The sequence below is a fragment of the Nonomuraea sp. NPDC049684 genome, assembly GCF_044465345.1.
GTDB lineage: Bacteria > Actinomycetota > Actinomycetes > Streptosporangiales > Streptosporangiaceae > Nonomuraea.
Genome location: NZ_JBITLO010000007.1, coordinates 231,181 through 256,568, shown reverse-complemented (window position 1 = coordinate 256,568; position 25,388 = coordinate 231,181). Strand labels below are relative to the sequence as shown.

Here is a 25,388-nt window from a genome sequence, read left to right as displayed (position 1 = left end):
CCATGGGCACCTACTACGAGTACCTGCACACGGTCGGCTTCGAGGAGACCAACCTCGTCGGCAACGTCTACTACGTCAACTACCTGCGCTGGCAGGGACGCTGCCGGGAGATGTTCCTCATGGAACGGGCCCGGGACGTCCTCGCCGACCTGCAGGACGACCTCAAGCTGTTCACCCTCAAGGTCGACTGCGAGTTCTTCGCGGAGATCACGGCCTTCGACCAGCTGTCCATCCGGATGCGCCTGATCGAGCTGGCGCAGACGCAGATCGAGTTCGGCTTCGACTACGTCCGGGTCACCCCGGGCGCGCCCGAGGTCCTCGTCGCCCGCGGCAGGCAGCGGGTGGCCTGCATGCGGGGGCCGAACACCAAGACCGCGCCGGCGAGGGTCCCCGAGCCCCTGGTCAGGGCGCTCGAACCGTACCTGGCCTAGAACCGGACCCAGGAGGTCACCGTGCAACTCCACTCATCGGCCCCGGCGCCGCAGGTCGCGGACGCCAAGGCGCTGCGCGAGGCGTTCGGGGCGTTCGCCACCGGCGTCACCGTGATCACCACGGGCGGCGAGGTCCCGCACGCCATGACGGCCAACTCCTTCACCTCGGTCTCGCTCGACCCGCCGCTGCTGCTGGTGTGCGTCGGCAAGGGCGCCGTGATGCACCAGTGCATCACCGCGGCCACGTCGTTCGGGGTGTCGGTGCTGGCCGGGCACCAGGAGGCCGAGGCGCGGCACTTCGCCGACCGCTACCGGCCGCTCGGCCTGGCCCAGTTCGCCGACGTCGAGGTGACGCCGGGCGAGGTCACCGGGGTGCCGCTCATCGCGGGCGCGGCGGCCCGCTTCGAGTGCCGGGTCTGGCGCGCCTACGACGGCGGCGATCACACGATCTTCGTCGGCGAGGTGCTGTCCCTGAGCCGGCGGGACGACTGCGACGGCCTGCTGGTCTACCGGGGCCGCTTCGGGGAGACCTCCCCCGCCCTTCAGGGGGTGTCGGCGTGACCACGCTGGGCACCCGCCCGGTGGCGCTGGGCGGCCGCGTGCCGCCCGGCCCGCCGCCCTGGGCGGCGCCCGTCCTGTACCGGCGGCTGGTCGGCGACCGGCTCGCGCTGCTGTCGAAGGCGACCGCCCGGTACGGCGACGCGGTGCGCATGACGATCGGCCCGAAGAGCATCTACCTGTTCAACCATCCCGACCACGCCAAGCACGTCCTGGCCGACAACAGCGGCAACTACCGCAAGGGCATCGGCCTGGCCGAGGCCCGGCGGGTGATCGGCGACGGGCTGCTGACCAGCGACGGCGAGCGGTGGCGGCAGCAGCGCAGGACCATCCAGCCGCTGTTCCAGAACAAGCGGCTGGCCCAGCAGGACACCGTGCTGGCCGAGGAGGCCGGCCGCCTGGTCGAGCGGCTGCGGGCCCGGGTGGGCGGCGGGCCCGTGGACGTGGCCGGGGAGATGACCGGCCTGGCGCTCGGGGTGCTCGGCCGCACCCTGCTGGCGGCCGACCTCGGCGCGCACGGCTCGATCGGGCACGCCTTCGAGGGCGTCCAGGACCAGGCCATGTTCGAGATGGTCACGCTGGCCATGGTGCCGTTGTGGCTGCCGCTGCCGCTGCACCTGCGCTTCCGCCGGTCCCGGCGGGAGCTGTACCGGGTCGTGGACCTGCTGGTGGACGAGCGGCTGGCCGACCCGACCGACGGCGGCGACCTGCTGTCCCTGCTGATCGAGTCCACCGGGCTGCGGAAGGACCCGCGGGCCGCCCGGCAGCGCCTGCGCGAGGAGCTGGTCACGGTGCTGCTGGCCGGGCACGAGACCACCGCCAGCACCCTGTCGTGGGCCTTCCACCTGCTGGACCGGCATCCGGAGGTGCGCGAGCGGGTGCGGGCGGAGGCCGTCTCGGTGCTGGGCGACCGGCCGCCGGTGTACGAGGACCTGCGCAGGCTCACCTACACGGCGGCGGTGCTGGAGGAGGTCATGCGGCTGTACCCGCCGGTGTGGGCGCTGACCCGGGTGGCGCGGGAGGACGACGAGGTGGGCGGGTACCGGGTCCCGGCGGGGGCGGACGTGCTCATCAGCCCGTACACGCTGCACCGGCATCCGGCGTACTGGCGGGAGCCGGACGCGTTCCGTCCCGAGCGGTTCGAGCCGGGCGCGCCCGCCGACCGGCCGCGGTACGCCTACATCCCCTTCGGCGCGGGCCCGCGCTTCTGCGTGGGCAACCACCTGGGGATGATGGAGGCCACGTTCGTGCTGGCGATGGTCACCCGGGAGCTGCGGCTGACCGGGCTGCCCGGCCGGCGGGCGGTCCCGGAGGCCATGCTGTCGCTGCGGGTGCGCGGCGGGCTGCCGATGACGGTGAGCCCGGCCTAGAGATCGGCCGGAAGGCACGCAAGGGCCCGCGGACGTCGTCCGCGGGCCCTTCCGCAGGTGCCGCCCCTTCCTGTCAGGTGTGGGTGTCGGTCCAGGCCAGCAGGTCGCGCAGGGCGAGCAGGACGGGCGGGTCGAGCGCGTTCATGGGACGCAGCCGCAGGTCGGCGCGCTCGCTGCCGCCGCCGCCCACCTCGATCGGCCCGATCCGCGCGATGCACGTCGCGGCGTCACCCTGGGGCGGGTGGTGCACGGCGTCCTCGCGGGACTCGGCCACGGACTGCGCGATCAGGTACCAGGTGCCCTTGGGCACGTTCTCCAGCACGTACGGGCCGGGCCGGCCGATCAGGGTGAAGCTCGCCGGTCTGCCCTCCAGGATCTGGCCGGGGAAGACGCCGGCGAACACCGGCCGGTCGGCCAGCGGCGAGGTCACGACGCCGTGCAGGGTCGCCGCCGGGCCGCCGAACGCGCGGTCGCCGCCGGCCAGGTCCGCCGCCGTGACGCTCAGGAACTGCCGGTACCTGCTCGGCGACAGGCCCACGCTGTGGGTGAAGCGCGAGCTGAAGGTGCCGACGCTGGAGTAGCCGACCTGGTGGCTGATGTGCGTGATGCTGAGCGAGGTGGACACGAGCAGGCGCTTGGCCTCGCGCAGCCGCACCGCGGACAGGAACCGTCCAGGGGACAGCCCGGTCACGCGCTGGAAGACGCGCGAGAAGTGGAACTTGCTGAACATCGCGGTCCGCGCCATGTCGTCAATGGTGAGCTGCTCGCCATGGTTGTCCTGCATGCTCTCGATGACCCGCAGGACCGCTCGTTCGATGACGTCGTCCATATGGTCTCCCGGAACCCGGAAGCCCTCGGGCGCGCGTCCCCCGTCGATTCTCCGGCCGGAGAATTCCCGGGAGGCGCGACGATTCCTCGGCGCTCCGGATGCATTGCCTTTCGGTTGCCACCCGGTACACGCTCTCGGGCGCGCAGTACGCTGCATGACAAATCGCCCTTTTTTGGGAAATCTTCGGAAATCTCGGCAATTTATCTGAGAATGCGATTTATAGGGCCCATTCGCGGCGGGGGGCCGGCAGGAGTTGCCTGAGCGCCCGGCCGTCGCGGTGGTGCGGCCGCCGCTCGTGCGGGTAGCCGAGCGAGACCTCCTCGAAGCGCACCCCGTCGTGCCAGCTCGTGCCCGGGATGTGCAGGTGGCCGTAGACGACCGCGGCGGCGCGGAAGCGCAGGTGCCAGTCGGCCGTCTGCTCGGTGCCGCACCACTGCGCCAGCGCCTGGTGCCGCAGCACCCGGGTGGGGGCGCGCAGCAGCGGGAAGTGGTTGACCAGGACCGTGGGCAGGGCCGGGTCGAGCGCGTCCAGGCGCGACTCGCTCTCGCGCACCCGGGCCCGGCACCACGCCTGCCTGCTGGGATAGGGCTCGGGATGCAGCAGGAACTCGTCCCTGCACACCACCCCCTGTTCGCGGGCCAGGCCGAGCGCCTGCTCCCGGGTGGTGCCGGGCGGGCGGAAGCTGTAGTCGTACAGCAGGAACAGCGGGACGACGGCCACCGGGCCGCCCGCCCCCGTCCAGACCGCGTACGGGTCCTCGGGCGTGAGCACGCCGAGCCGCCGGCAGATCTGCACCAGGCGCCGGTAGCGCTCCTCGCCGCGCAGGCCGGGGTCGCCGGGCGTGGTCCACAGCTCGTGGTTGCCCGGCGCCCACACCACCTTGGCGAAACGCTCGCCGAGCAGGCCGAGCGTGCGCTCGAAGGCGTCCAGCCGCTCGGCGACGTCCCCCGCCACCAGCAGCCAGTCGTCCGCGGTGCGCGGGCGCAGCTCCTCGACGGCCGCCCAGTTCTCGGGAAATCCGACGTGGAGGTCGCTGATCGCCAGTAATGCCGCACCGGAGGCGCTCACGCCGCGAGCGTATGCGCGCGGGAACGGCCGGGAGGCGCGCGGAAAGAAGAACAGGGGTCGCCGGAGGGCGAATAGGGGGTGGCGGCGGCGCCTTTGTGGATAAGGGCGCGGGGGCGTCCGTTAGGGGTTGTTGCGGCGCACCGCGCATTCAATTCTGAGCATGCCGAAGAAAGCGGAAATGGCACGGCCGTGTTCCGGGGGTGAGGGTGATGGCCGAGGTACGGGGGCAGGAATTCGCTGATTTCGCGCGGGAGGCCAGGCCCATGCTGCGCCGGGTGGCCTTCCGGCTCTCCGACGACTGGCACGAGGCCGACGACCTCGTCCAGCGCACCCTGCTGGCGCTGCACCGGCACTGGGACGGCCTCGACCGGCGCGACCGCGCCGAGGCGTACGCGCGGCAGATCATGCGGCGGCTGATCATCAGCGACCGCAGGTCGCTGCGCTGGTCGCGGGAGGTGCTCAGCGGCGCGCCGCCCGACGCGGCCGCGGCGCTGGACCCCTACGACCTGGTGGGCGAGCGCATCGTGCTGATGGGCGCGCTGGCCAGGCTCGGGCCGCGGCAGCGGGCGACGATCTTCTTCCGGTTCTGGGAGGGGCGCAGCGCCGAGGACACGGCCCGGGTCATGGGCAACGAGTCCTCCACGGTGCGCAGCCAGACCGTCAGGGCGCTGAGCACCCTGCGGGCCGCGCTGGCGCGCACCGACCCCGCCGACCCCGCCGACCGTACCGACCGAAAGCCGACCTGAACGAGGGAGTACCCATGGGTCCACTGCTCTACGAGACGAGGGTGGAGACGCTGGAGGCGCTCGCGGACACCATCGTGCCCGGCCCCAAGCGCGGTCCGGACGACCGGGCGGTGGCCGGCATGAGCCAGACGGGCGGCGCGGTCGCGGCCGGCGCCGTCGAGCTGCTGGAATGGGACGCCACCGGCGTCACCGAGGGCCTGGACGACTACGCCCGCTCGCTGAACGAGCACGCCCGCGCCCACGCCGACCAGCACGGCATCGTGCTGGCGGAGGGCGTGCCGGCGTTCGTGGCCCTGCCGTTCGAGGAGCGCGGCGCGCTGGTGCGCACGCTGACCGCGCCCGGCCACCCGGAGAAGGCGCTGTGGGTGCTGCTGGTGCTGTTCTGCTACATGGCCTACGACTCCGCCGCCCACCTGCACACCGCCGACGCCATCAGGGCCGGGCACCCCGGCCTGACCGCCATGGGCATCGCCCCGCCGGACGCGGACGGGCTGTGGCGCTTCCCCGCCTACTCCTACGGCCGTCCCCTCGCCGACCTCCACCCGGACACGACAGCTTCAGGGAGCCCCGCATGAACGGCGTCGAACGCACCGACGTGCTGGTGATCGGCAGCGGCTTCGGCGGCGCGATCCCCGCCTACCACCTGGCCGCCGGCGGCGCCGACGTGGTGATGCTGGAGCGCGGCCCGTGGCTGGAGTCGGCCGACTACGAGCACGACTTCAAGCTGGGCTCGTCCTACACCCGCATCTTCGACTTCACCGTCGGCGACGGCATGAGCGTGCTGGGCGGCAACTGCGTGGGCGGCGGCAGCGTGGTCTACTTCGCGGCCATGCCGCGCGCGCCGCGCTTCGTCTTCGAGCGCCGCGGCAGCATCAACCGGCGCATGTGGCCGGCCGCGATCAGCCGCGACACCCTCGACCCCTGGTACGACCGGGTCGCCGAGTCGATCTCCATCACCCAGCAGGGCTGGGAGGACGTCTCCTACTCCGGCGGCCTGTGGGCGGCGGCCTGCCGGCACGCGGGCCGCACCGCCAACCCCGTCCCCGCGGCCGTGGACACCGGGGCCTGCGTCAACTGCAACTGGATGATGGCCGGCTGCCGGTTCGACGCCAAGCAGTCGCTGCTGGTCAACTACCTGCCGGCGGCGCTCGCCCACGGCGCCAGGATCAGGCCGCTGCACGAGGTGCAGAGCATCGAGCGCACGCCCGACGGCTCCTACCGGGTGCACTACAAGATCGTCCACGGCGAGGACTACCGCCTGACCGAGGGCGAGGGCACGATCGAGGCCAAGGTGGTGGTCCTGGCCGCCGGCGCCGCCGCCACGCCGGTCATCCTGCAGCGCAGCGAGGCCGCGCTCGGCGCGATGCCGCACGCCGTGGGCCGCTACTTCTCCGGCAACGGCGAGCGGCTCAACACCGCCGTGCTGAACGAGGAGCGCGTGCGCGAGGTGCTGGGCCTGGAGCGCGGCGACGGCCTGGCGTACGCGGCCAACCAGATCGGCAAGGGCCCGACGGTGGCCAACTGGGACCGGCTGGACGGCTCGCTGCCCGAGTACACCCGCTACTCGCTGGAGCAGCTCTACTTCCCGCCCGGCCTCGGCACCATCCTCGCGCTGGCCGGCGGCCCCGACCCGGCGTGGTTCGGGCTGCGCAAGAAGGAGATGCTGGAACGCTGGCGGTCCTGGCTGATCATCTTCCAGATGATCGAGGACGACAACGAGGGCGTCTTCGGGCCGCCGCCCGTGCGGGGCAACGCCGACCGGGTGTCCCAGCAGATGCTGGGTGTCGGCCGGCTGTCGTACAAGCCGACCGCGAACACCTCGGCCGCCTGGGCGATGGCCGACGCCGAGTGCAAGGAGATCCTGGAGCGCGACGGGCTGGCCACGGTGACGCCGTGGACGAACGACCTGGTCGGGGCGTACACCGTGCATCCGCTGGCCTCGTGCCGGATCGGCGACGACCCGTACACCTCGGCGCTGGACGACGGGCACGAGCTGCGCGGGCACCCGGGGATCTTCGTCACGGACGGCTCGGCCGTGCCGGGCGCGCTGACCGTCAACCCGGCGATGACCATCTCCGCGCTGGCCGAGCGGGCCGTGCCGGGGATCGTCAGGGCCGCGCGGGAGCGGGGCGTGGAGGTCTCCTACGGCGCGCCCGCCCCGGACGGCTCCACCGCCGGCCGCCGGGCCACCGCGTCGCTGGCCGCCGCCGCGCTGCGCGGTTAGGGCGCCGGCGATGGGACGGCTGCTCAGCCGGATGACGGCGCCCGGCGCGCTCGCCCAGGTGCGGCACGTCCGCCCGGTGCGGCCGGGCGCCGCCCGCGGCCTGGTGGCCCGGGTGTACGAGCAGGTCGAGCGGGACTTCGGCATGCTGGCGCCGCCGGTGGCCCTGCACTCCCCCGCGCCGCGCGCCCTGGCCGCGTGCTGGCTGGTCCTGCGCGAGTCGCTGCTGGCCGACGGGGCAGCCGGACGGGTGGCCGGGGAGCTGGTGGCCAGGGAGGTCTCGGCCGGCAACGCCTGCCCGTACTGCGTGGACGTGCACGGCGCGACCCTGCGCGCGCTGACCCCCGCCGATCCCGCGCTGCGGCCGCTGGCCGCCTGGGCCAGGGCGAGCGCCGCACCCGGGGCCGGCCCCCCGCCGGTGACGGGGGCGGCGGCCGTGGAGCTCGTGGCGGTCGCGGTGACCTTCCACTACCTCAACCGCATGGTCAACGTGTTCCTCGGCGACTCGCCGCTGCCGCCGGAGCTGCCGGGCGCGGCGCGCGGGCCCGCGCTGCGCGTGTTCGGCGCGCTCATGCGGCCCGCCGCGCGGCGGCCCGCGGCCCCTGGAGGCTCGCTGGGCCTGCTGCCCGGCGCGCCGCTGCCGGACGACCTGGCCTGGGCGGGCGGCGTCCCGCGGCTCGGCGCGGCGTTCGCCAGGGCCGCGGCGGCGATCGAGGAGGGCGGCGCGCGGCGGCTGCCCGTCCAGGTCCGCGAGCTGGTCGCCGAGCGGGTGTCCGGCTGGGACGGCGTCCCGCCGGGTCCCGGCGGCGGCTGGGCGGTGCAGGCCGCCGCCGCGCTGCCGCCCGCGCAGCGTCCGGCCGCCCGGCTGGCGCTGCTGACCGCGCTGGCCTCCCACCAGGTGGACGCGCGGACGGTCGGCGAGTTCCGGGCCGCGACGCCGGGCTCGGCCGCGCTCGCCGACGCCGCGCTCACCGACGCCGCGCTCACCGACGCCGCGCTCACCGACGCCGCGCTCACGGACGCCGCGCTCGTCGAGGCGGCCGCCTGGGCGGCCATGACCGCCGCCCGCCGGACCGGCGCCTGGTGCCTGCCGCCCGCCACCCCGCTTCCGACCGCATCGACAGCCGACTGAAAGGAACGAGGACGTGACCGAGCTAGAGGTAGTGCTCGACGACCTGGCGGCCGACGGCGACCAGCTCGACGCGCTGGTGTCGGGCCTGGACGCCCAGCAGTGGAAGCTGCCCACCCCCGCGCCGGGCTGGACGATCGCCGACCAGATCGCCCACCTGGCCTTCATCTTCCGCCTGGCCACCGCCGCGGCCACCGACGCGAAGGCGTTCGCGGCCATGACGGCCGGCGCCGAGAAGAACTTCGACGGCGCGGTGAACGCCGCGCTCAAGGCGTTCGAGAACGACTCGCCGGACACGCTGCTGGCCAAGTGGCGGGCCGGACGGTCGGAGGTGCACGCCGGTCTGGCCGCCGTGCCCGCGGGCGAGGTCGTGCCGTGGCTGGTCAACCCGCTGCCGCCGATCGTGCTGGCGTGCGCGGGCATCATGGAGACCTTCGCCCACGGGCAGGACGTCGCCGACGCCCTCGGCGTGCGGCTGGAGCGCACCGACCGGCTGCGGCACCTGGTCGTCTTCGCGGTGCTCACCCGGGACTTCGGCTACCTGTCGCGCGGGCTGACCCCGCCGGCCGAGGAGTTCCGCTTCGAGATCACCGGCCCCTCCGGGGAGATGTGGGCCTACGGCCCCGAGGACGCCGCCCAGCGGGTCAGCGGCCCGGCCGAGGACTTCTGCCTGCTGGTGACCAGGCGCCGGCACCGCGCCGACGTGGCGGTCACGGCGACCGGCGCCGAGGCCGACCGCTGGCTGGACATCGCGCAGGCCTACCGCGGGCCGGCGGGCGCCGGCCGGCGTCCCGGCCAGTTCGCCCGCGCCGGCGTCTAGAGAGGCGGCCTCTGAGAAGCGGCCTCTCAGAAGGGGCTTCTGAGAAGCGGCGTCTGAAAGGCGGCGTCCTGAGAAGCCCTCCCGAACCGCGGGCGCGCCCGTCCGGAACTCCCCCAGTCCCGGGCGCGCCCGCTTCTCACACCCCGGCCTCCAGCGCGCGGCGGTCCACCTTGCCCGAGGCCGTCTGCGGCAGGCGCTCGACGAACGTGATCCGCCGGGGGAACTTCTGGGCCGCCAGCCGGGCCCGGACGAACGCCTTCAGCTCGGCCGCCTCGACCGCCGCCGAGGCCACCACGTACGCGTGCGGCCGGGTCAGCCCGCGCAGCCGGTACCCGACCACCGCGCACTCGACGACGGCCGGATGCTCGCGCAGGCAGTTCTCGATCTCGGCGGGCGCCACCCAGGACCCGCCCACCTTCAGCAGGTCGTCGGCCCGTCCCCGGTAGCGGAAGTAGCCGTCGGCGTCCCTGGTCACCAGGTCGCCCGAGCGCACGGTCCGCCCGCCCACGAACGTGCTCGCGGTCCGCTCCGGATCCTGCCAGTACTCCAGCGCGACGGCGTCGCCGGTGACCTCCAGCCGTCCGGTCTCGCCGTCGGGGACCTCCCGCCCCTCGGGGTCCACGACGCGGGCGCGGTAGCCGGGGACGACCTGGCCGAGCGTGCCGGGCCGGACCCGTCCCGGGCGGTTGGACAGGAAGATGTGGTACGCCTCGGAGGAGCCGAGCCCGTCCACCACCTCCACGCCGAAGGTGTCGCTCCAGCGGCGGTGCAGCTCGGGCGGCAGCGCCTCGCCCGCCGACGTGCACAGCCGCAGGCAGCTCAGGTCCTGCCGGCCGGCGTCGGGGTGGGCGAGCATGGCGCTCATCATCGTGGGCACGTTCACCAGGACCGTGGGCCGGTGCTCGGCGATCAGCTCGAAGATCGTCTCGACCCGGCTGCGCTCGGGGAAGATCACGCCGGCCGCGCCGACGCCGAAGGGGAACAGGGCGGTCAGGTCGCGGGCGTAGCCGAAGAACAGCTTGGGCACGGGCAGCACCACGTCGTCCGGGCGCAGGTCCAGCACGCCGCGGGCGTAGGAGTCGAAGCTGACGTGCGGGCTCCTGGCGGGCAGCACGCAGGCGCGCGGCGCGCCGGTGCTGCCGGTGGTGAACTTCCACAGCGCCACGTCCCCCGCGGCGACCGGCACCGGGTCCAGCCGCGCCTCCTGCGCGGCGACCAGGGTGTCGAAGTGGTGCTCGCCGGGGCGCAACTGATGGCGCGGCACGCCGGTGACGAGCAGGCCGGTCAGCCCCGCCGCGCGCAGGCTCTCCAGAGCCGACGGCCCCGCCACCACCAGGCGCGGACGGGCGTAGCCGGCGAAGTAGCGGTAATCCTTGGGCCGCAGGAACGTGTAGACCTCGGCGGTGACCGCGCCGATCTTCTGGGCGCCGTACCAGGTGGCGACCGACTCCACGCTGTCGTCGGCGGCGATGAGCACCCGGTCGCCGCGGCGTACGCCGAGCTCGCGCAGCGCGTTGCCGGCGCGGTCGGCCAGGGCGCGCAGCGTCGCGTAGTCGACGCGGCCCTGGCGGGTGACGAGCGCGGTCCTGGCGCCGTCGGGGCGGTCGAGGAATCGTGCGGCGATGTTGAAAGAGTCCATGACATGCCTTCTCGCTGCTCTGCTCGCGGGCTGGTTCCGCCTTCCACGGTGCCGGGGGCGGGCCGTCCGCAGGGGGTTCTGAGGCGTCAGCAAGCTGGCGGTCGTGGCAGCTTGCTGACGGGTTTCTCCCGGATTGCGGGATGGCCGCCGCAGCGTTGACGGGCCCGTCGGGCCGCGCGTGTACTGGGGTTGCGGCGGCCGCGACGGCCGTCGCGCTGCGGAGGAGAAGCGATGGCATCCACGCCCGCGGGCTCGTGGCCGGTGACGGAGACGACCGGTGAGGCGCCCGGTGACATCACCCGTGACATGACCGGTGACATGACCCGTGACATGACCGGTGACATGACCGGTGAGACGGCGACCGAGACGGCCGCGCCGACGGCCGACTGCCTCGGCGGCGCCGTCCATCTGGCCTGCGCCGAATCCCCGCAGGACGAGCTCGCCGTCATCGTCGCCGGGTTCGCCGGCTACGAGGCCCAGAGCCGGGCGCGGGCCCTGGCCCGGCTCGCCGCCCTGCGCCGCCTGCGCCGCCTGCCCGGCGACGGCCCCCAGGCCGCGTGGACGGGGACGGAGCTGCGCCTGTCGGACTTCGTCGCCGACCCGCCCGCGAGCCTGCGGCGGCACGTGCCCGGCACCGGCCTGCTCAGCGGGCGGCGCTACCGGCTGCCCGTCGAGGTGGTGTGGACGGGCGGGCACGAATGCCTGGTCGAGCCGGCCACGAGCGGCGTGGTGGACAGCGGCGTGCCGGAGGCGATCGCCGAGGTGGTCGCCCACGACGTGGTGGCGCGCTGGTGGGCCGAGCCGCGCGAGCCGCTGCTGCGGGTCTCCGGCTCGCTGGACCGCCTGCTGCCGCCCGGCGTGACGGCCGCGGCCTCGGGGCTGGGGCTGCGGATGTCGGCGTTCGTGTTGTCGGTGCCCGATCTCCGGGTCGCCCTGGTGACCGTCGGCGGCGAGGGCGCGACGCTGGCCGCGGCGGCCGGCCGTACCGTGAAGTCGGCGGTGTGCGAGGCGTTCCTGCGCGCGATGGCGGCCAGGGCGCAGCCGTGGAGCACGCTGGAGCTGCCCGACTGCCTGCGCCGGTTCGCCGTGTGGCAGCGGGAGGGCGACTACGCCGCCCATCTGGAGCGCCTGGCCGTCGACGCCGATCCGCGGCTGGTGGACGAGGTGAGCGGGCTGCGTCCGTCCGGCTGGCCGGAGATCGCCGCGCGCCGGTTCGGGCACGAGCCGGTCGCCGTGCGGGCCGGCGGCGAGGTCGTCAAGGTGTTGTGCCCGGGGGCCGCGTGCTACCGGGCCGCGCCCGGGGCCACCGTGCTGCCCTGTCCCGTGCCCTGACCTCTGCGGACACCGCAACCTGCGAGGAGCGCCGGCCGTCCGGATTCCGATAATGGAAGTGCAAGCTCCGGCCGCCGAACCCCCGGGAGGTGGGGCGTGGATCTGTCCGTCATTGGAGTCACCCCCGAAGCGGAGGCGGTCTACCGCTATTTCCTGCGCCATCGGGGCGAGAGCGTCGGCTCGGTGCCCGAGGCCCTGGACCTCGATCCCGAGACGGTGGAGTCGGCGGTGGAGACGCTCGACCGGCTCGCCATGCTCGACCTGAACGACCGCCACCGGGTCACTGCGACCGAGCCGAGGGTCGCCATCGAGCGCCTGGTCGAGCAGCGTCTGGAGGAGCTGAACGCGGAGATCCGCCGGGTGTTCGGCGCCCGCGACGCCATCTCCAGCTTCCTGGAGGACAAGCGGGAGGGCGACCGCTCCAACGCGGTGCTGGACATCGAGCGGGTGGAGAGCGGCGCGCGGGTCCGCCAGCGCCTGGACGACCTGGCCTTCTTCTCCTACAAGGAGACGCTCTGCCTGCACCCTGGCGGGCCGTTCAACGAGGTGATGATCGAGTCGGCGCTGCCGCTCGACACGCGCTCGCTGCGGCGCGGCCTGGCGTTGCGCGAGATCTTCCACCCCAAGGCGCTGGAGGACCAGCGCATGGTGTCGTACCTGCGCGAGCTGGCGCATCTGGGCGCCGAGATCCGCGTCACCGACCAGCCGATGGACCGCATGCTCATGTACGACCGCAGCGTGGCCGTCGTCCCGATCGACCCCAAGGCGCACTCCACGGGGGCGCTGCTGGTCCGCGAGCCGGGTCTGATCTCCCAGCTCGTCATCTACTTCGAGGGCCTGTGGAAGGCGGCCGTGCCGCTGGCCGACCACCTCGACCCGCCCGGCGAGGAGCCGACGCTGTCGAAGATGGAGCAGCGGGTGCTGGCGGTCATGGCCACGGCCGACAAGGACGAGATCGCCGCCCGCGAGCTGGACATCTCGGTGCGCACCTACCGCCGTTACGTCGCCGACCTGATGGCCAGGCTCGGCGCGGTCAACCGTTTCCAGGCCGCGCTGCGGGCCAAGGAGGAGAACTGGATCTGAGGCGTTTCCTCTGTTGTCTCGTGTCGCAGGACATGAAGAACCCCCGCGTCCCGGTCGCGGGGGTTCTCTCGTGCTCGGCCCGTGTTCTATAGGCAGACCTCCTCGGGGAAATTCACGGTCAATTCCTTTCCGGTGTCGGGGCCTTTTACGGCCAGGTGTTGCCCTGGGGGGAGGGCAGCGGGGTGGGCAGCGGCCAGGTGTTGCCCTCCGGGCCGGCCGGGGCGGGCCAGGTGTTGCCGTCCGCCTGCAGCACCGTGTCGGCGGCAGCGGCGGCGGCCTGCGCGGCGGTGGCGCCGACGGCCCAGACGAGCATCCCGGAGACAATCGCGATAATCCACTGGGAAATCCTCTTGGCAACAATGCTGTTCGTCATTTCACTGCCTCTTTCTCGGCGGTTCGTGGCGCTGTTTCCTTGCACTTCCAACTTTGCGCCGCGGCGGGGGCGCGAACCAGGCTTCGGCGAGGCAGCAAGCTGCAGGGCGTTTCCGCTTCCTGCCACGTCCGGCGCGGTCAAGCACTGCAGGAGGTGACATGAAACGGCCATCGATCCTTAACTGGACGTACCGGGAAGAGTCCGAGGAGGAAACGATGACCATCTCCCCCGAGGTCCTCCAGGAAGCCCCGCCGTCGGCCATGGACCGGCTGCGCGAGGAGCTCGCCGGCGCGCGTGCGGACGTCGCGCGCGGCCGCCCGCAGGCCGTGGAGCGGCAGCACGCGCTGGGCAAGCGCACCGCCCGCGAGCGGCTCGACCTGCTGCTGGACGAGGGCTCGTTCCTGGAGATCGAGATGTTCCGGCGGCACCGGGCCCAGGGGCTCGGCATGGAGGCCCAGCGGCCGCACACCGACGGGGTCGTGGCCGGATCCGGAACCATCGACGGCCGCCGCGTCTTCGTCTACGCGCAGGACTTCACCGTCTTCGGCGGCTCGCTCGGCGAGGCGCACGCCCAGAAGATCCACAAGGTGATGGACCTGGCGCTGTCCAGCGGGTCGCCGTTCATCGGGCTCAACGACAGCGGCGGGGCCCGCATCCAGGAGGGCGTGCTGTCGCTCAACGGCTACGGCGGCATCTTCCAGCGCAACGTGCAGGCGTCGGGGGTGATCCCGCAGATCGCCGTCGTGCTCGGCCCGTGCGCGGGCGGGGCGGCGTACTCGACGGCGCTGGCCGACTTCACGTTCATGGTGCGCGACACCGCCCAGCTCTACCTGACCGGCCCGGACGTGGTCGAGGCGGTGACCGGCGAGCGCATCACGCACGCCGAGCTGGGCGGCGCGCAGGTGCACGCCAGCCGGTCCGGGCTGGCCACGTTCGTGCACGACGACGAGGAGAGCTGCCTGGCCGCCGTCCGCGACCTGGTGTCGATGCTGCCGAGCAACAACATGAGCCGGCCGCCGGCGCTGCCCGCGCGGGCCGCGGCCGGCGACGCCCGGCCCCGGCTGGCCGAGATCGTGCCGGTGGAGCCGAACAAGCCGTACGACATGCGGCTGGTCGTCGCCGAGGTGGTGGACGACGGCGACTTCCTCGAACTGCACCAGAGCTGGGCGCCCAACGTGATCTGCGCGCTGGCCCGGATCGACGGCCAGGTGGTCGGCGTGGTGGGCAACCAGCCGACCGTGCTGGCCGGCGTGCTGGACGTGTCGGCCGCGGAGAAGGCGGCCAGGTTCGTCCGGTTCTGCGACGCCTTCTCCATCCCCCTGGTCACGCTCGTGGACGTGCCCGGCTTCCTGCCCGGCAAGGAGCAGGAGCACGCGGGCGTCATCCGGCACGGCGCCAAGCTGCTGTACGCCTACTGCGAGGCGACCGTGCCGCGCGTCCAGGTCATCGTCAGGAAGGCCTACGGCGGGGCGTACATCGTGATGGACTCCCGGTCGATCGGCACCGACCTGTCGCTGGCCTGGCCGACCAACGAGATCGCGGTGATGGGCGCCGAGGGGGCGGTCAACATCATCCACCGCAAGGAGCTGGCCGCCGCGGCCGACCCCGCCGCCCGGCGGGCGGAGCTGCTGGAGCAGTACACCCGCGAGCTGGTCCATCCGGCGTACACGGCCGAGCGCGGCCTGGTCGACGCGGTGATCGACCCGGTGGAGACGAGGTCGGCGGTGGCGCGCGGGCTGGCCATGCTGCGCGACAAGCGCAAGCACGTGGCGCCGCGCAAACACGGCAACCTTCCCTTGTAGGGCTTCCCGTCAGTTCCCCCCGCCGACCGCAGGGCTTCCCGTCAGTTCCCCTGGTCGGCGCAGGGGACGGGCGCGGGCACCGCCGCCGTCCTGGCGCGCTGTCCGGGGAGCCTGAGCGCGGCCAGGACGCCCGTCAGCATGACGGCGCCCAGGACGAGCACCGCCGCACGCATCCCCTGGGCGGAGGCGTCACGCAGGGCCTGCCCGCCCAGCCCTTCGATGCCGTGGTTGGCCACGGCCACCAGGCCCGCCAGGCCCGCCGCGGTGCCCACCTGCAGCGCGGTGGAGGCCACGCCGGAGGCCAGGCCCTGCTCGTCCGCCGGGACGCCGGTGCCGGCCGCGATCCACATGGCCTCGTACGTGATGCCCATGCCCAGGCCGATGACCACGACCCCGGGCAGGACGGTGAGAAGCGACCCGTCCCCCTGCAGGCCGGGGGCCAGGAGCACGGCGCCCGCGGCGTTGACGAGGATGCCGGCGATCAGCGTGCCGCGGGTGCCGAGCCGGTGGACCAGCCGCTCGCTGAGGAAGTTGCCGGCCGTGATCGACAGGGTCGGGGCGAGGAAGGCCAGGCCGGTCTCCAGGGCGTCGAAGCCGAGGACGTCCTGGAGGTACAGGGTCAGGAAGTACGGCACGGCCTGCATGGTCAGGCCGAAGAGGAGGATGACCACGACCGCGCCGCTGAGCGCGCGGTTGCGGAACAGCCGCAGCGGCATCAGCGGCGTCCGCCCCCGCGCCTGGAGGCGCAGGAACGCCGCCACCAGCACCACCGCGAGCACGGCCGCCGCGACCACCTCGGCCCGCGCCCAGCCCGCCTCCGAGCCGTGCGCGACCGCGAAGATCAGCAGCGTGACGCCGGCGGTGCCGGTGAGCGTGCCTGGCACGTCCACGCTGCCCCGGGTGGCGCGGCCGTCGGGGGGCAGCAGGGCGAAGGCCGCGGCGACGCCCACGGCGGTCAGCGGCACGTTGACGTAGAACACGGCCTGCCAGCCCAGGGCCTGGGTGAGCACCCCGCCGGCCAGCGCGCCCGCCGTGAGCCCGCCGGCCCCGGCCATCGCCCAGACCGTCAGCGCGCGGTTGCGCTCCCTGCCCTCGGCGAAGGCGGTGTTGACCAGGGCCAGCACCGCGGGGAACAGCACCGCGCCGGCCAGGCCCTGCACGGCGCGGGCGGCGAGCAGCACCGCCGGCTCCGTGGCCAGGCCGCCCAGCACGGAGGCCGCGCCGTACAGCGCCATGCCGAGGACGAACATCCGCCGGCGTCCGGCCAGGTCGGACAGGCGCCCGCCGAGCAGCAGGAAGCCGCCGTAGAGGACGGCGTACGCGGTGACCACCCATTGCAGGGTGTGCGCCGAGAAGCCGACGTCGGACGCGATGTCCGGCAGGGCCACGTAGATGATGGTGAAGTCGAGACTGATGATCAGATGCCCCAGCGCGAGCAGCGCGAGGCTCCACCCCGGCCGCCGGATGCGGGCCGGGGAGCGGGTGCTGGACATGGATGTGCCTTTCGTCCGTACGGGGTCCGGTGGCCTGTCATGGCTGCACCGGAACCGGCGGACATCTGTTGGCACACCCCCTGAGCGCGCTGGGGTGGGCTGCGCCCGGGCTCGGGCGGTCCGGTCCGGTCATCGCCCCTCCCCGGGTGTTCCGCGCCGTCTCCGGGACGACTATGCCGTCCGCCGCGGTCCGGCGGGATCGGCCGTCCGGTCACCGTGACCCGGGACCTTGGACCTAGGACCAGGGGCGGGGCCGTTGACAGCATGCGGCGGCGGCCTGCAGCTTCCTGACGTCGCCATCCCTGGATCGCGCCCGTCCCGGATCCCACAGTGGAGGTACGAGAGACAGACCTCCGGCAGACGAGATGGAGATGAGACCCCATGTTCGCCCCTTCACGCCGCACGGCGACGAGGAAGCCATGCTGATCCAGGTGACGATGCGCCAGGTGCGCGGGATGCCGTTCCTCGGCTCCCCGATCGACGGGATCCGCATCATGGCGCTCCTGCCGGGCCACTGGCACAAGGACCTCACCCAGGCCGGCGGGGACATCGTCATCCGGATGCGCGTGGACGAGCCCCTGACCAGCGCGCAGGTGCGCGCCGAGGTGACGCAGACGCTCGCCAACCCCGAGGTGGACCGGTGGGAGCTGGTGGCCTGCCGCGTCCTGTCCCACAGCAGCACAGCCGCAAGGGAGGAAGACCAGTGATCGCATCTGTGGTGGCGCCAGGAGAGTGCCAGGTCTGGTGGGCCGGCCCGCGCGACCATCCGGAGGGGACCCTGCTGTCGGTGCTCAGCGAGCCCGAGCTCGAACGGGCCGCGCGGTTCCGCCGCGAGCCCGACCGCAGGCGCTTCCTGACCGGCTCGTGGCTGCTGCGCACCGCGAGCGCCGTGCAGCTCGGCGTGCGCCCCGAGGACGTCGTGGTGGACCGGTCGTGCCCCGACTGCACCCGGTACCACGGCAAGCCGCAGGTCCGGGCGCCCGGCTTCCCGCTGCACGTGTCGGTCTCGCACTCCGAGGACCGGGTGGCGGTGGCCGTGACGACCGAGGGGCCGCTCGGCGTGGACGTGGAGGCCGTGCCCGCCGACCCGGTGGACGACCTGGCCCGCTGCGCGCTCACCGAGGCCGAGCTGGCCGTCCTGGAGGCGTTCCCCCAGCAGGACAGGTACGAGGCGTTCGCGAAGGTCTGGGTGCGCAAGGAGGCGGCGCTCAAGGCCACCGGGCACGGCCTGCGGGTGCCTCCGACGGAGGTGGCGGTCAGTGGGCCGGCCGACGACCCGGCCCTGCTGAGCTGGCCGCTGGACATCCCGCCGGAGAGCCTGCGGTTCCGCGTCCTGTCGCCGGGCCGCGGCTACGTCGCCGCGGTCGCGGTGATCACCGGCCGTCCGGTCGAGGCGGTGGAGTTCCACCTGCCCGCCGCGCGGGCAGACTTCGCACGGGGCCCCCTGCCGGGGCCGCTGGCCGGCGTCGCGTGACGGGGAGGACGATCCAGATGCGAAGGACCTTCCTCCTCCTGCCGGGCTCCTGGTCGGGCGCGTGGATCTGGGAGCCCGTCGTCCGGCGGCTGCGCCTGCTCGGGCACGACGCCCGCGCCGTCACCCTGCGCGGCCTGTCCGGGCCGCGCGACGACGTCGCCGGCGTCGGCCTGCAGACGCACGTGGACGAGGTGCTGACCCTGCTGAAGAACGAGGGCCTGCGCGACGTCGTGCTCGTCGGGCACAGCTACTCGGGGCTGGTGGCCGGTCAGGTCGCCGACCGGGCGCCGGGCCGCGTCGCCCACACCGTCTACGTCGAGGCGTTCCTGCCGCACGACGGCCGTTCGATGCTGCACGCCTTCCCCGACCGGCAGCGGGAGCAGGAGCTGCGCCTGATCGAGTCGGGCGGGGGCCGCTGGCCCGCCCCCGACCACACCCTGGTGGCCGAGGGACAGGGCCTCACGGCGGCGCAGGCGCGCTGGCTGGCCGCCCGGTTCGTCGGCCACCCCGGCCGCGCCGTGGCCGAGGCCGCCGTGCTCAGCACGCCGCTGGAGCGCCAGCGGGCCAGCTACGTGGTGTGCGACCTGGACCACTTCCAGGGCAGTCTGTCGCCCGACGTGTCCGCGCTGCGCGCGGCGCCGTCCTGGGACTTCCACACCCTGGACACCGGCTGCTGGCCGATGGTCTCAGCGCCCGGCCCGCTCAGCGCTCTGCTGTCCGACGCCGTCGCCGGCCGCCGCTGAGCCGGCCGCCGCTGAGCCGGCGGCCTCGGGACCCGGTGCTAGCCCGGGCCGCGAGGACGCGGGAAGCAGCCGCCGCAGCGAGCCGGCGTGCAGGAACCACAGCAGGCCCAGCGCCACGGCCAGGAGCAGGGCGCTGAAGACCCACTCGTTCGACCCGTCCGGCCCGTAGACGCGGCCGCCGGAGCCGATGTCCACCGCGCGGACCGGCTGCCCTGCCCGGTGGGTGTAGCGGTCGCTGCCGTACAACTCGACGCCCGTCCGGCCGGTGGCGCCGTCGTCGGAGCGGAAGTCGCCCGTCCAGACGCAGGACTCGTGCCCCGGATGCGTGATGCACGCCAGCGTGCGCGGCACGAACACCCCGGGCACGCCGTCGGCGCGGGCGGCGCGGACGACCGTGCCGAGGTTCGGCACGGTCAGGAACAGCAGGAAGCCCGCCACCAGGCTGAGCGCGAAGGAGAAGGCCGGGGAGACCCCGCGGCGCCCGGAGCGCGCCATCACGCCGGCGCCACCGCGCAGGCGCAGCGCATCTCCGCCCGCTCGGACGGACGGGGGCTGCGGTGCAGGAGCATGGCCACCACCATGGGCACGAAGACCAGCCCGTTGTAGAACAGGTGCAGCTCCATGCGCGGGACGAGGAGCTGGATGATGCTCGTCGGCACCGGGCGGCCCATCAGGTTGTTCCCGGTGAGCGCCTGGAGGAGCAGCAGCAGGTGCTCCAGGTGGTGCCAGACCTGGATGCCCAGGGAGATGTTCCACCACGTGCGTGACCTGCCGGTGAAGCCGGAGCGCAGCATCAGCAGGCCGACGAGCATCAGCAGCGCGTAGCCGTAGTGCATCCACTCGGAGCTGACCAGCCAGGGGAAGGGCATGCCGAGGACGCCGCGCGCCTCCTTCAGCGGCCAGCCCAGCACGTAGACCTGGATGGCCTGGGCGACGTGCTCGGCCCAGTGGGCGAGCACGACGACGAGGTAGAGCGTGAGGGCGGGCTTGTGGTAGCGGGTGTTGAGCGCGCTCAACAGGCCGCCGGACGTCGACACCGTGTGGGTGGCCATGCGGGAACCTCGGCTTCCGGGATCGTCGGTCACGCGTCGTCCCGGCACGGCGAGGTCGCCGGCGAATGCTCTTCGGTCCCCTTCGGTTGCGCCTGCTCCGGGAGATCGCGAGTTCAGTGTCCGTTGTGATCCCGTGCCTGACAACTCACAAATTGCGCGGCAGGCCGGCGAGCAGTTGCTTGGTCGTCAGGGTGACGCCGCAGCGGCCGGCGACGTAGCCGAGCGCCTGCCGGTGGTCGGCGGCGCTGAGGTCGGCGACGGCGTCGGCCACCACGTACGGCTGGATGTCGTGGGTGAAGGCGTCCAGCGCGGTGGTCAGGACGCCGATGTGGGCGTAGACGCCGGCGATGAGGAGCTGGTCGCGTCCCGACTCGCGCAGCCACCACAGCAGGGTGGTCTCGTGGAAGGCGCTGTAGCGCCGCCGGGTGAAGATCCAGTCGCCCGGTCCCGGCGCCATCGGTTCGGGGAAGCCGCGCCGGGCGGGCTCCAGCCGGTCGCTGCGCCGCCAGAAGTCCCTGGCCAGCCCCTGCTGCTCACCTGTCAGCAGGCCCGGCTGGGCCGCGTAGGCGACGGGCACGCCGAGGCGCGCGCACAGCTCGCGCAGCGCCGTCACGTTGCGCACCAGGTCGGTGAGCGGCGCCTCGCCGGGCGGGAAGAGGTCGAGGCAGGCGTGCTGCAGGTCGACCAGCAGCAGGACGGCACGGCGCGGGTCGGGCGTCCAGGTGACCGCGGCGGGCGGCAGCTCGGCGGCGTCCGGCATCGGGTAGGGCTCGATCTCTGAAACGACCGGCACGGCGACCTCCGAATTTCTCGCAGCTTTTTGAGGCTGTTTCCATGATGTGCCGCCACGGCGTCCCCCGAAATGCGGAACGGCGGCAGGAAGCTGACTTCCCGCCGCCGTTTCCAGCCATTTTCCTTTTTCCGGGCAGCGTGCCCGGCCCATGGTCAGAGCCCGGCCGCCGCCCGCAGTTCCTCCGTCCGGTTCACCCGCTCCCAGGTGAACTCGTCGCGGCCGAAATGCCCGTAGGCGGAGGTGCCCGCGTAGACGGGACGCAGCAGGTCCAGGTCCCGGATGATCGCGGCCGGCCGCAGGTCGAACACCTCGCGCACGGCGTCGTGGATGCGCTCCCTGGGCACCCGTTCGGTGCCGAAGCACTCCACGAACAGGCCCACCGGCCGCGCCTTGCCGATCGCGTACGCCACCTGCACCTCGCACCGCCCGGCCAGCCCCGCGGCCACCACGTTCTTGGCCACCCAGCGCATGGCGTAGGCGCCCGACCGGTCCACCTTGGAGGGGTCCTTGCCGGAGAACGCGCCGCCGCCGTGCCGGGCCATGCCGCCGTACGTGTCGATGATGATCTTGCGTCCGGTCAGGCCCGCGTCGCCCATCGGGCCGCCGACCTCGAACCGGCCCGTCGGGTTGACCAGCAGCCGGTGGCCGGCGGTGTCGATCCCCGCCTCGGCCAGCACCGGCTCGACGACCTCGCGCGTGACGTCGGGGGTCAGCATGTCGGCCAGGTCGACGTGCGCGGCGTGCTGGGTGGACAGCACGACGGTGTCCAGGCGGACCGGCCGGTCGCCCTCGTACTCGACGGTGACCTGCGTCTTGCCGTCCGGCCTCAGGTACGGCACCGTCCCGGACCTGCGGACCTCCGCCAGCCGCCGGGCCAGCCGGTGGGCCAGCATGATCGGCAGCGGCATCAGCTCGGGCGTCTCCTCGCACGCGTAGCCGAACATCAGGCCCTGGTCGCCGGCGCCCTGCCGGTCCAGCTCGTCGGCGGCGGCCTCGCCGCGGTGCTCGTAGGCGTCGTCCACGCCGCGGGCGATGTCGGGCGACTGGGTGCCGATCGACACCGACACGCCGCAGGAGGCGCCGTCGAAGCCCTTCTGGGAGGCGTCGTAGCCGATCTGCAGGATCGTCTCCCTGACCAGGCCGGGGATGTCCACGTACGTCTGCGTGGTGACCTCGCCCGCGACGTGCACCATGCCCGTGGTGATCAGCGTCTCGACCGCGACCCGGCTGCCGGGGTCCTTGGCCAGCAAGGCGTCCAGGATGCCGTCGCTGATCCGGTCGGCGATCTTGTCGGGGTGGCCTTCGGTGACCGATTCTGAGGTGAACAAACGACGTGACACCGATGCCTCCTAGTAGGGCAGCCGGCGCCCGGCGGGGGTGCGCAGGTCGAGTGCGGTCACGGGGGTACGCGGTTTCTTCGGCCTCGGCACCCGAATCACTTTGGGCATGGAACGGCTCCACATCTTGGCGGCGGGAAAACTACTCGAATTTCCCGGACACAGATCATCCAAGATTTCGCGTCGAGCATTCTTGTTCGATGACCTGCGCGACGAAGGTTCGCCTTCGACAATAACCACGGCCGGGCGCGGCGATTTCTTTCCCTGTGCGGCGTCGGGGCCGGTCGGGCAATCCAGGAGATGCCCCGGACGCGCCGGGAGGCCACGATGCTCCTGATGCCCGGACGGCTCTTCCCGCCGGGCGGATCACCTACGCCGGGTCCCGGCCGCACCGGCGACGAAAGGCTGATCATGAACGGAATCGGCGCGGAGATCGGGATCATCGGCGGGAGCGGGTTCTCCTCGGTCGCCGACGGGGCCCGGGAGGTCGCGCTCACCACCCCGTACGGCGAGCCGTCGGCGCCGATCTCGCTGGCCCGGGTGCGCGGCCGCACGGTCGCCTTCCTGCCCCGGCACGGGCCCGACCACCGCCGGCCGCCGCACCGGATCAACTACCGGGCCAACCTGTGGGCGCTGCACTCGGTCGGCGTGCGCCAGATCCTCGCGCCGTGCGCGGTCGGCTCGCTCCGGCCCGAGCTGGGGCCGGGCGTGATGGTGGTGCCCGACCAGCTCGTGGACCGGACCTGCGGACGCGTCCGGACGTACTTCGACGACGCGGCGGTGCACGTGCCGTTCGCCGACCCGTACTGCCCGGTGGGCCGCGAGACGGTGCTCGACGCCGCCGCGGCGACCGGCCAGGACTGCGTGGACGGCGGGACGACCGTGGCGGTCGAGGGCCCGCGCCTGTCCAGCCGGGCCGAGGCGCAGTGGTACGCCGCGCAGGGGTGGTCGCTGCTCGACATGACGGCCTGCCCGGAGGCGGCGCTCGCCCGCGAGCTGGCCCTGTGCTACGTGCCGGTCGCGCTGGTGACGGACCTGGACGCCGGGCTCGGCGTGGGCTCCGGCGCGCGGCGCGACGAGCTGTTCAGGATCTTCCACGAGGGGCTGGACCGGTTGCGGGCGCTGGTGCTGGCGACCGTGTCCCGGCTGCCGCGCACCCGTACGTGCGGCTGCGCGCGGGCCCTGGAGGACGCCGCCCTGCCCGCCGACGCCGGCCACCTCGGCCCCCTGCCCGCCTGAAGCCGCCCCGAGCCGCCTGAACCACGTGAAGCCGCCCCGAACCGCCTGAACCACCTGAAGCCGCCCCGAGCCCCGAGCCGCCCGAGCCGCCTGAACCGCTCGCGGCTCGTCGAGGCACGGGAAACCCGGGTCCCCTCGGGAACCCGGGTGTGATCGCGGGGCCTACACCGCCATCGGCACGTGCGCGTCCAGGGCGACGCGTTCGACCAGCGCCTCCAGGTTCGGGTCCGCGTCGAAGACGTCCCCGACGTCGATGGCGATGCCCAGCTCCTCCTTGATCCGCCCGACCAGCCGCGCCGCGGCCGCGAACTCCCCTTCCAGGTCGGAGAACGTCGCCGCCTCCAGCCCCTCGGGCACGTCGAGCACCTCGTTCCAGATGTCGCCGACCTTCTCGCGAAGCTCGGCGAGGCTGCGTCCGCCGGTCATGGGCCGTCCCTTCTCATGGTCTGCTGGTGATTGTCGCAACGGCGCCGCGGCGGCTACATCTCCGAGGATGCCCTGGCCCTGACCTGGCCGAGCAGCGCGTCGAGCGTCCCGTCGCACAGCAGGACGGCCGGTTCGACGGCCACTCCGAGCCGGTCCTCGATCCTGGCGGCCATCCGCAGCGCGGCCAGCGCCGTGCCGCCGAGCTCGCCGAAGGTGGCGCCGGCCTCGTCCGGGCCGGCGCCGAGCACGGTGTTCCAGATGTCGGTGACGTGCCTGTCGACGTCCGCCGGGTCCACGTCGCGCGTCCTCCCGTGAGGCTCCCTTGGGGGGACCATAAGCCGCGGGGGCGGCGGGCGCTTGTCCTGACGTGCGCACTCGGGGCCGTTCGCCCGCGCGGGCCGTCCCGTCCGCGCCGCCAGGTCAGGACGCGGCCCGTTCCGCCTCCCGCGTGCGCGACAGCGCCCGGACGATGCGCGCGTGCCCCTCGTTCCCCCTCGCCAGCACCTCGGCCACCGGGCCGTCGTCGGCGGCGCGCAGGGCGGCGGCGACGCGGCTCAGGTCGCGGGTCAGCTCGTCCAGCAGGTCGGCCACCGGGGTCGCGTTGTGCGCCAGGATGTCCCGCCACATGCCCGCGGGGCTGCCGGCCACCCGCGTCACGTCCCGCAACGCCCCGGCGGCCAGCGAAAGACCGCCCGCGTCCCCGCTCGCGTCCGCGTCCGTGTCCCCGCCCGCGTCCCCGTCCCCGTCCTGGGCCGGTCCGGCGGGGCCGTCCGGGTCGGCGGTCGCGAACCGGGCGGCGAGCGCGGCCGACAGGACGAGCGGCAGGTGCGACACGGCCGCCGCGGCCCGGTCGTGGACGTCCGGCGCGAGCAGCCGCACCTCGGCCCCGCACGCGGTCGCCAGCGCCGCCACCGTGCCCAGCGCGCGCGGCGACAGCTCCGGGTGGGGGCACAACGCCCACGTCCTGCCCTCGAACAGGCCCGCCCGCGCGGCCCCCGGCCCCGACACCTCCCGCCCGGCCATCGGATGGCCGGGCACGTAGCAGGACAGGTCGCAACCGCCGCGCCCGGCCTCGGCGAGGATCCGCGTCTTGGCGCTGGCCACGTCCGTGTAGACCCGTCCCAGCCCGCGGGCCTGCGCCTCGCGCAGGACGGCGGCCACCGACGAGGGCGGCGTGGCGATCACGACGACGTCGGCCGGCCCGGCCCCGGCCCGCAGCGCGGTGCCCGCGCCCATCCGCGCGGCCTGCGCCAGCGCCCACGGGTCGTGGTCGGCCAGCTCGACCCGGACGCCCGCCCGCCGCAGCGCGCACGCCACGGACGTGCCGATCAACCCACAGCCGATCACCACGACACGGCGGATTGGGGACATGGCCGAACCTCGCTTCCCTCGGACGTCACTCCCCCATGGTCGCGGCGCGAGGCGCCCG

At 73.8% G+C, this 25,388-nt stretch carries 27 protein-coding genes; 15 read left to right on the top strand and 12 right to left on the bottom strand.

Going from position 1 to position 25,388, the window contains the following annotated elements:
* The first annotated feature begins 2 nt into the window (after positions 1-2).
* The 3 genes from ACIBST_RS23840 to ACIBST_RS23830 are packed head-to-tail and all read left to right on the top strand — an operon-like array spanning position 3 to position 2,359.
* Positions 3-431: an acyl-CoA thioesterase gene (locus ACIBST_RS23840; protein ID WP_352329445.1), complete on the top strand. Its 429-nt coding sequence runs from the start codon at positions 3-5 to the stop codon at positions 429-431.
* Between the two features lie 21 nt (positions 432-452).
* Positions 453-992, top strand: coding sequence for a flavin reductase family protein (locus ACIBST_RS23835; RefSeq protein ID WP_397174620.1), 540 nt, complete (start codon positions 453-455; stop codon positions 990-992).
* Entirely contained in the window at positions 989-2,359 is a 1,371-nt protein-coding gene (locus ACIBST_RS23830) for a cytochrome P450 (protein WP_397174618.1), read from the top strand. Before ACIBST_RS23835 ends, ACIBST_RS23830 begins: the two co-directional genes overlap by 4 nt.
* A gap of 73 nt (positions 2,360-2,432) precedes the next feature.
* Here the strand turns inward: ACIBST_RS23830 and ACIBST_RS23825 are convergent, their stop codons facing one another.
* Positions 2,433-3,188 (bottom strand): helix-turn-helix domain-containing protein, encoded by a 756-nt coding sequence (locus ACIBST_RS23825; protein ID WP_397174616.1) that lies wholly within the window; start codon positions 3,186-3,188, stop codon positions 2,433-2,435.
* Positions 3,189-3,405: 217 nt separating this feature from the next.
* The gene (locus ACIBST_RS23820) at positions 3,406-4,257 is read right to left on the bottom strand and encodes a metallophosphoesterase family protein (RefSeq protein WP_397174614.1); all 852 of its coding nucleotides are present in this window, start codon (positions 4,255-4,257) and stop codon (positions 3,406-3,408) included.
* A 209-nt stretch (positions 4,258-4,466) separates the two neighbouring features.
* Here ACIBST_RS23820 and ACIBST_RS23815 point away from each other — a divergent pair, with 209 nt between their 5' ends.
* The 5 genes from ACIBST_RS23815 to ACIBST_RS23795 are packed head-to-tail and all read left to right on the top strand — an operon-like array spanning position 4,467 to position 9,173.
* Complete coding sequence (locus ACIBST_RS23815; RefSeq protein ID WP_397174612.1) at positions 4,467-5,003, top strand: sigma-70 family RNA polymerase sigma factor; 537 nt, start codon at positions 4,467-4,469, stop codon at positions 5,001-5,003.
* A 14-nt stretch (positions 5,004-5,017) separates the two neighbouring features.
* A complete protein-coding gene (locus ACIBST_RS23810) occupies positions 5,018-5,578 on the top strand; it encodes a DUF5987 family protein (protein WP_397174610.1) in 561 nt (186 codons plus the stop codon).
* On the top strand, positions 5,575-7,227 hold the full coding sequence (locus ACIBST_RS23805; protein ID WP_397174608.1) for a GMC family oxidoreductase N-terminal domain-containing protein: 1,653 nt from the start codon (positions 5,575-5,577) through the stop codon (positions 7,225-7,227). Before ACIBST_RS23810 ends, ACIBST_RS23805 begins: the two co-directional genes overlap by 4 nt.
* 10 nt (positions 7,228-7,237) lie before the next feature.
* Positions 7,238-8,356: a carboxymuconolactone decarboxylase family protein gene (locus ACIBST_RS23800; protein ID WP_397174606.1), complete on the top strand. Its 1,119-nt coding sequence runs from the start codon at positions 7,238-7,240 to the stop codon at positions 8,354-8,356.
* A gap of 13 nt (positions 8,357-8,369) precedes the next feature.
* Positions 8,370-9,173: a TIGR03084 family metal-binding protein gene (locus ACIBST_RS23795; RefSeq protein WP_397174605.1), complete on the top strand. Its 804-nt coding sequence runs from the start codon at positions 8,370-8,372 to the stop codon at positions 9,171-9,173.
* 136 nt (positions 9,174-9,309) lie between these two features.
* Here the strand turns inward: ACIBST_RS23795 and ACIBST_RS23790 are convergent, their stop codons facing one another.
* Positions 9,310-10,812, bottom strand: a complete 1,503-nt coding sequence (locus ACIBST_RS23790) for a benzoate-CoA ligase family protein (protein WP_397174604.1) — start codon at positions 10,810-10,812, stop codon at positions 9,310-9,312.
* 231 nt (positions 10,813-11,043) lie between these two features.
* Here ACIBST_RS23790 and ACIBST_RS23785 point away from each other — a divergent pair, with 231 nt between their 5' ends.
* Both ACIBST_RS23785 and ACIBST_RS23780 read left to right on the top strand, forming a co-directional pair.
* The gene (locus ACIBST_RS23785) at positions 11,044-12,144 is read left to right on the top strand and encodes a hypothetical protein (RefSeq protein ID WP_397174603.1); all 1,101 of its coding nucleotides are present in this window, start codon (positions 11,044-11,046) and stop codon (positions 12,142-12,144) included.
* Between the two features lie 96 nt (positions 12,145-12,240).
* A complete protein-coding gene (locus ACIBST_RS23780; protein WP_357709415.1) occupies positions 12,241-13,227 on the top strand; it encodes a helix-turn-helix transcriptional regulator in 987 nt (328 codons plus the stop codon).
* 145 nt (positions 13,228-13,372) lie between these two features.
* Here ACIBST_RS23780 and ACIBST_RS23775 read toward each other — a convergent pair whose 3' ends face one another.
* Positions 13,373-13,540: a hypothetical protein gene (locus ACIBST_RS23775; RefSeq protein ID WP_397174602.1), complete on the bottom strand. Its 168-nt coding sequence runs from the start codon at positions 13,538-13,540 to the stop codon at positions 13,373-13,375.
* Positions 13,541-13,815: 275 nt separating this feature from the next.
* Here ACIBST_RS23775 and ACIBST_RS23770 point away from each other — a divergent pair, with 275 nt between their 5' ends.
* The gene (locus ACIBST_RS23770) at positions 13,816-15,402 is read left to right on the top strand and encodes an acyl-CoA carboxylase subunit beta (RefSeq protein ID WP_397174601.1); all 1,587 of its coding nucleotides are present in this window, start codon (positions 13,816-13,818) and stop codon (positions 15,400-15,402) included.
* Positions 15,403-15,443: 41 nt separating this feature from the next.
* On the opposite strand, the gene ACIBST_RS23765 is transcribed toward ACIBST_RS23770, so the two are convergent.
* Positions 15,444-16,895, bottom strand: coding sequence for an MFS transporter (locus tag ACIBST_RS23765; protein ID WP_397174599.1), 1,452 nt, complete (start codon positions 16,893-16,895; stop codon positions 15,444-15,446).
* Positions 16,896-17,266: 371 nt separating this feature from the next.
* Between ACIBST_RS23765 and ACIBST_RS23760 the strand changes: the two genes are divergently transcribed.
* Genes ACIBST_RS23760 through ACIBST_RS23750 form a run of 3 tightly spaced genes read left to right on the top strand, consistent with a single transcriptional unit; the run spans position 17,267 to position 19,112 of the window.
* Positions 17,267-17,602, top strand: a complete 336-nt coding sequence (locus tag ACIBST_RS23760) for a hypothetical protein (RefSeq protein ID WP_352329776.1) — start codon at positions 17,267-17,269, stop codon at positions 17,600-17,602.
* Positions 17,599-18,369, top strand: coding sequence for a 4'-phosphopantetheinyl transferase superfamily protein (locus ACIBST_RS23755; RefSeq protein WP_364338558.1), 771 nt, complete (start codon positions 17,599-17,601; stop codon positions 18,367-18,369). The genes ACIBST_RS23760 and ACIBST_RS23755 overlap by 4 nt, the downstream gene beginning before the upstream one ends.
* 17 nt (positions 18,370-18,386) lie before the next feature.
* On the top strand, positions 18,387-19,112 hold the full coding sequence (locus ACIBST_RS23750) for an alpha/beta fold hydrolase (RefSeq protein ID WP_397174597.1): 726 nt from the start codon (positions 18,387-18,389) through the stop codon (positions 19,110-19,112).
* Here ACIBST_RS23750 and ACIBST_RS23745 read toward each other — a convergent pair.
* The 4 genes from ACIBST_RS23745 to metK all read right to left on the bottom strand — a co-directional run bounded on the left by ACIBST_RS23745 (position 19,056) and on the right by metK (position 22,297).
* Entirely contained in the window at positions 19,056-19,610 is a 555-nt protein-coding gene (locus tag ACIBST_RS23745) for a hypothetical protein (protein ID WP_397174595.1), read from the bottom strand. The genes ACIBST_RS23750 and ACIBST_RS23745 overlap by 57 nt on opposite strands.
* The gene (locus ACIBST_RS23740) at positions 19,607-20,164 is read right to left on the bottom strand and encodes a hypothetical protein (protein ID WP_397174593.1); all 558 of its coding nucleotides are present in this window, start codon (positions 20,162-20,164) and stop codon (positions 19,607-19,609) included. The genes ACIBST_RS23745 and ACIBST_RS23740 overlap by 4 nt, the downstream gene beginning before the upstream one ends.
* A gap of 145 nt (positions 20,165-20,309) precedes the next feature.
* Positions 20,310-20,957: an isochorismatase family protein gene (locus ACIBST_RS23735; RefSeq protein WP_397174592.1), complete on the bottom strand. Its 648-nt coding sequence runs from the start codon at positions 20,955-20,957 to the stop codon at positions 20,310-20,312.
* Between the two features lie 152 nt (positions 20,958-21,109).
* Positions 21,110-22,297 carry a methionine adenosyltransferase gene (metK, locus tag ACIBST_RS23730; RefSeq protein ID WP_397174590.1) on the bottom strand — a complete coding sequence of 396 codons (1,188 nt, stop codon included), beginning with the start codon at positions 22,295-22,297 and terminating at the stop codon, positions 21,110-21,112.
* 408 nt (positions 22,298-22,705) lie between these two features.
* Between metK and ACIBST_RS23725 the strand changes: the two genes are divergently transcribed.
* Entirely contained in the window at positions 22,706-23,533 is an 828-nt protein-coding gene (locus ACIBST_RS23725; protein ID WP_397174588.1) for an S-methyl-5'-thioadenosine phosphorylase, read from the top strand.
* Between the two features lie 162 nt (positions 23,534-23,695).
* Here ACIBST_RS23725 and ACIBST_RS23720 read toward each other — a convergent pair whose 3' ends face one another.
* The 3 genes from ACIBST_RS23720 to ACIBST_RS23710 form a co-directional block, all read right to left on the bottom strand.
* Positions 23,696-23,959, bottom strand: a complete 264-nt coding sequence (locus tag ACIBST_RS23720; protein ID WP_364338564.1) for a phosphopantetheine-binding protein — start codon at positions 23,957-23,959, stop codon at positions 23,696-23,698.
* Between the two features lie 53 nt (positions 23,960-24,012).
* The gene (locus ACIBST_RS23715) at positions 24,013-24,255 is read right to left on the bottom strand and encodes a phosphopantetheine-binding protein (RefSeq protein ID WP_397174587.1); all 243 of its coding nucleotides are present in this window, start codon (positions 24,253-24,255) and stop codon (positions 24,013-24,015) included.
* Between the two features lie 124 nt (positions 24,256-24,379).
* A complete protein-coding gene (locus ACIBST_RS23710) occupies positions 24,380-25,330 on the bottom strand; it encodes a prephenate dehydrogenase/arogenate dehydrogenase family protein (RefSeq protein WP_397174585.1) in 951 nt (316 codons plus the stop codon).
* Positions 25,331-25,388: the final 58 nt, after the last annotated feature.

Bases quoted from the DNA above. Each gene is read 5' to 3' on its own strand.
- ACIBST_RS23725 (WP_397174588.1), top strand. From the start codon at position 22,706: ATGAACGGAATCGGCGCGGAGATCGGGATCATCGGCGGGAGCGGGTTC.
- ACIBST_RS23785 (WP_397174603.1), top strand. From the start codon at position 11,044: ATGGCATCCACGCCCGCGGGCTCGTGGCCGGTGACGGAGACGACCGGT.
- ACIBST_RS23840 (WP_352329445.1), top strand. From the start codon at position 3: ATGGGCACCTACTACGAGTACCTGCACACGGTCGGCTTCGAGGAGACC.
- ACIBST_RS23765 (WP_397174599.1), bottom strand. From the start codon at position 16,895: ATGTCCAGCACCCGCTCCCCGGCCCGCATCCGGCGGCCGGGGTGGAGC.
- ACIBST_RS23720 (WP_364338564.1), bottom strand. From the start codon at position 23,959: ATGACCGGCGGACGCAGCCTCGCCGAGCTTCGCGAGAAGGTCGGCGAC.
- ACIBST_RS23760 (WP_352329776.1), top strand. From the start codon at position 17,267: ATGAGACCCCATGTTCGCCCCTTCACGCCGCACGGCGACGAGGAAGCC.
- ACIBST_RS23810 (WP_397174610.1), top strand. From the start codon at position 5,018: ATGGGTCCACTGCTCTACGAGACGAGGGTGGAGACGCTGGAGGCGCTC.
- ACIBST_RS23815 (WP_397174612.1), top strand. From the start codon at position 4,467: ATGGCCGAGGTACGGGGGCAGGAATTCGCTGATTTCGCGCGGGAGGCC.
- ACIBST_RS23770 (WP_397174601.1), top strand. From the start codon at position 13,816: ATGACCATCTCCCCCGAGGTCCTCCAGGAAGCCCCGCCGTCGGCCATG.
- ACIBST_RS23775 (WP_397174602.1), bottom strand. From the start codon at position 13,540: ATGCTCGTCTGGGCCGTCGGCGCCACCGCCGCGCAGGCCGCCGCCGCT.
- ACIBST_RS23740 (WP_397174593.1), bottom strand. From the start codon at position 20,164: ATGGCCACCCACACGGTGTCGACGTCCGGCGGCCTGTTGAGCGCGCTC.
- ACIBST_RS23800 (WP_397174606.1), top strand. From the start codon at position 7,238: ATGGGACGGCTGCTCAGCCGGATGACGGCGCCCGGCGCGCTCGCCCAG.
- ACIBST_RS23790 (WP_397174604.1), bottom strand. From the start codon at position 10,812: ATGGACTCTTTCAACATCGCCGCACGATTCCTCGACCGCCCCGACGGC.
- ACIBST_RS23750 (WP_397174597.1), top strand. From the start codon at position 18,387: ATGCGAAGGACCTTCCTCCTCCTGCCGGGCTCCTGGTCGGGCGCGTGG.
- ACIBST_RS23825 (WP_397174616.1), bottom strand. From the start codon at position 3,188: ATGGACGACGTCATCGAACGAGCGGTCCTGCGGGTCATCGAGAGCATG.
- ACIBST_RS23710 (WP_397174585.1), bottom strand. From the start codon at position 25,330: ATGTCCCCAATCCGCCGTGTCGTGGTGATCGGCTGTGGGTTGATCGGC.
- ACIBST_RS23805 (WP_397174608.1), top strand. From the start codon at position 5,575: ATGAACGGCGTCGAACGCACCGACGTGCTGGTGATCGGCAGCGGCTTC.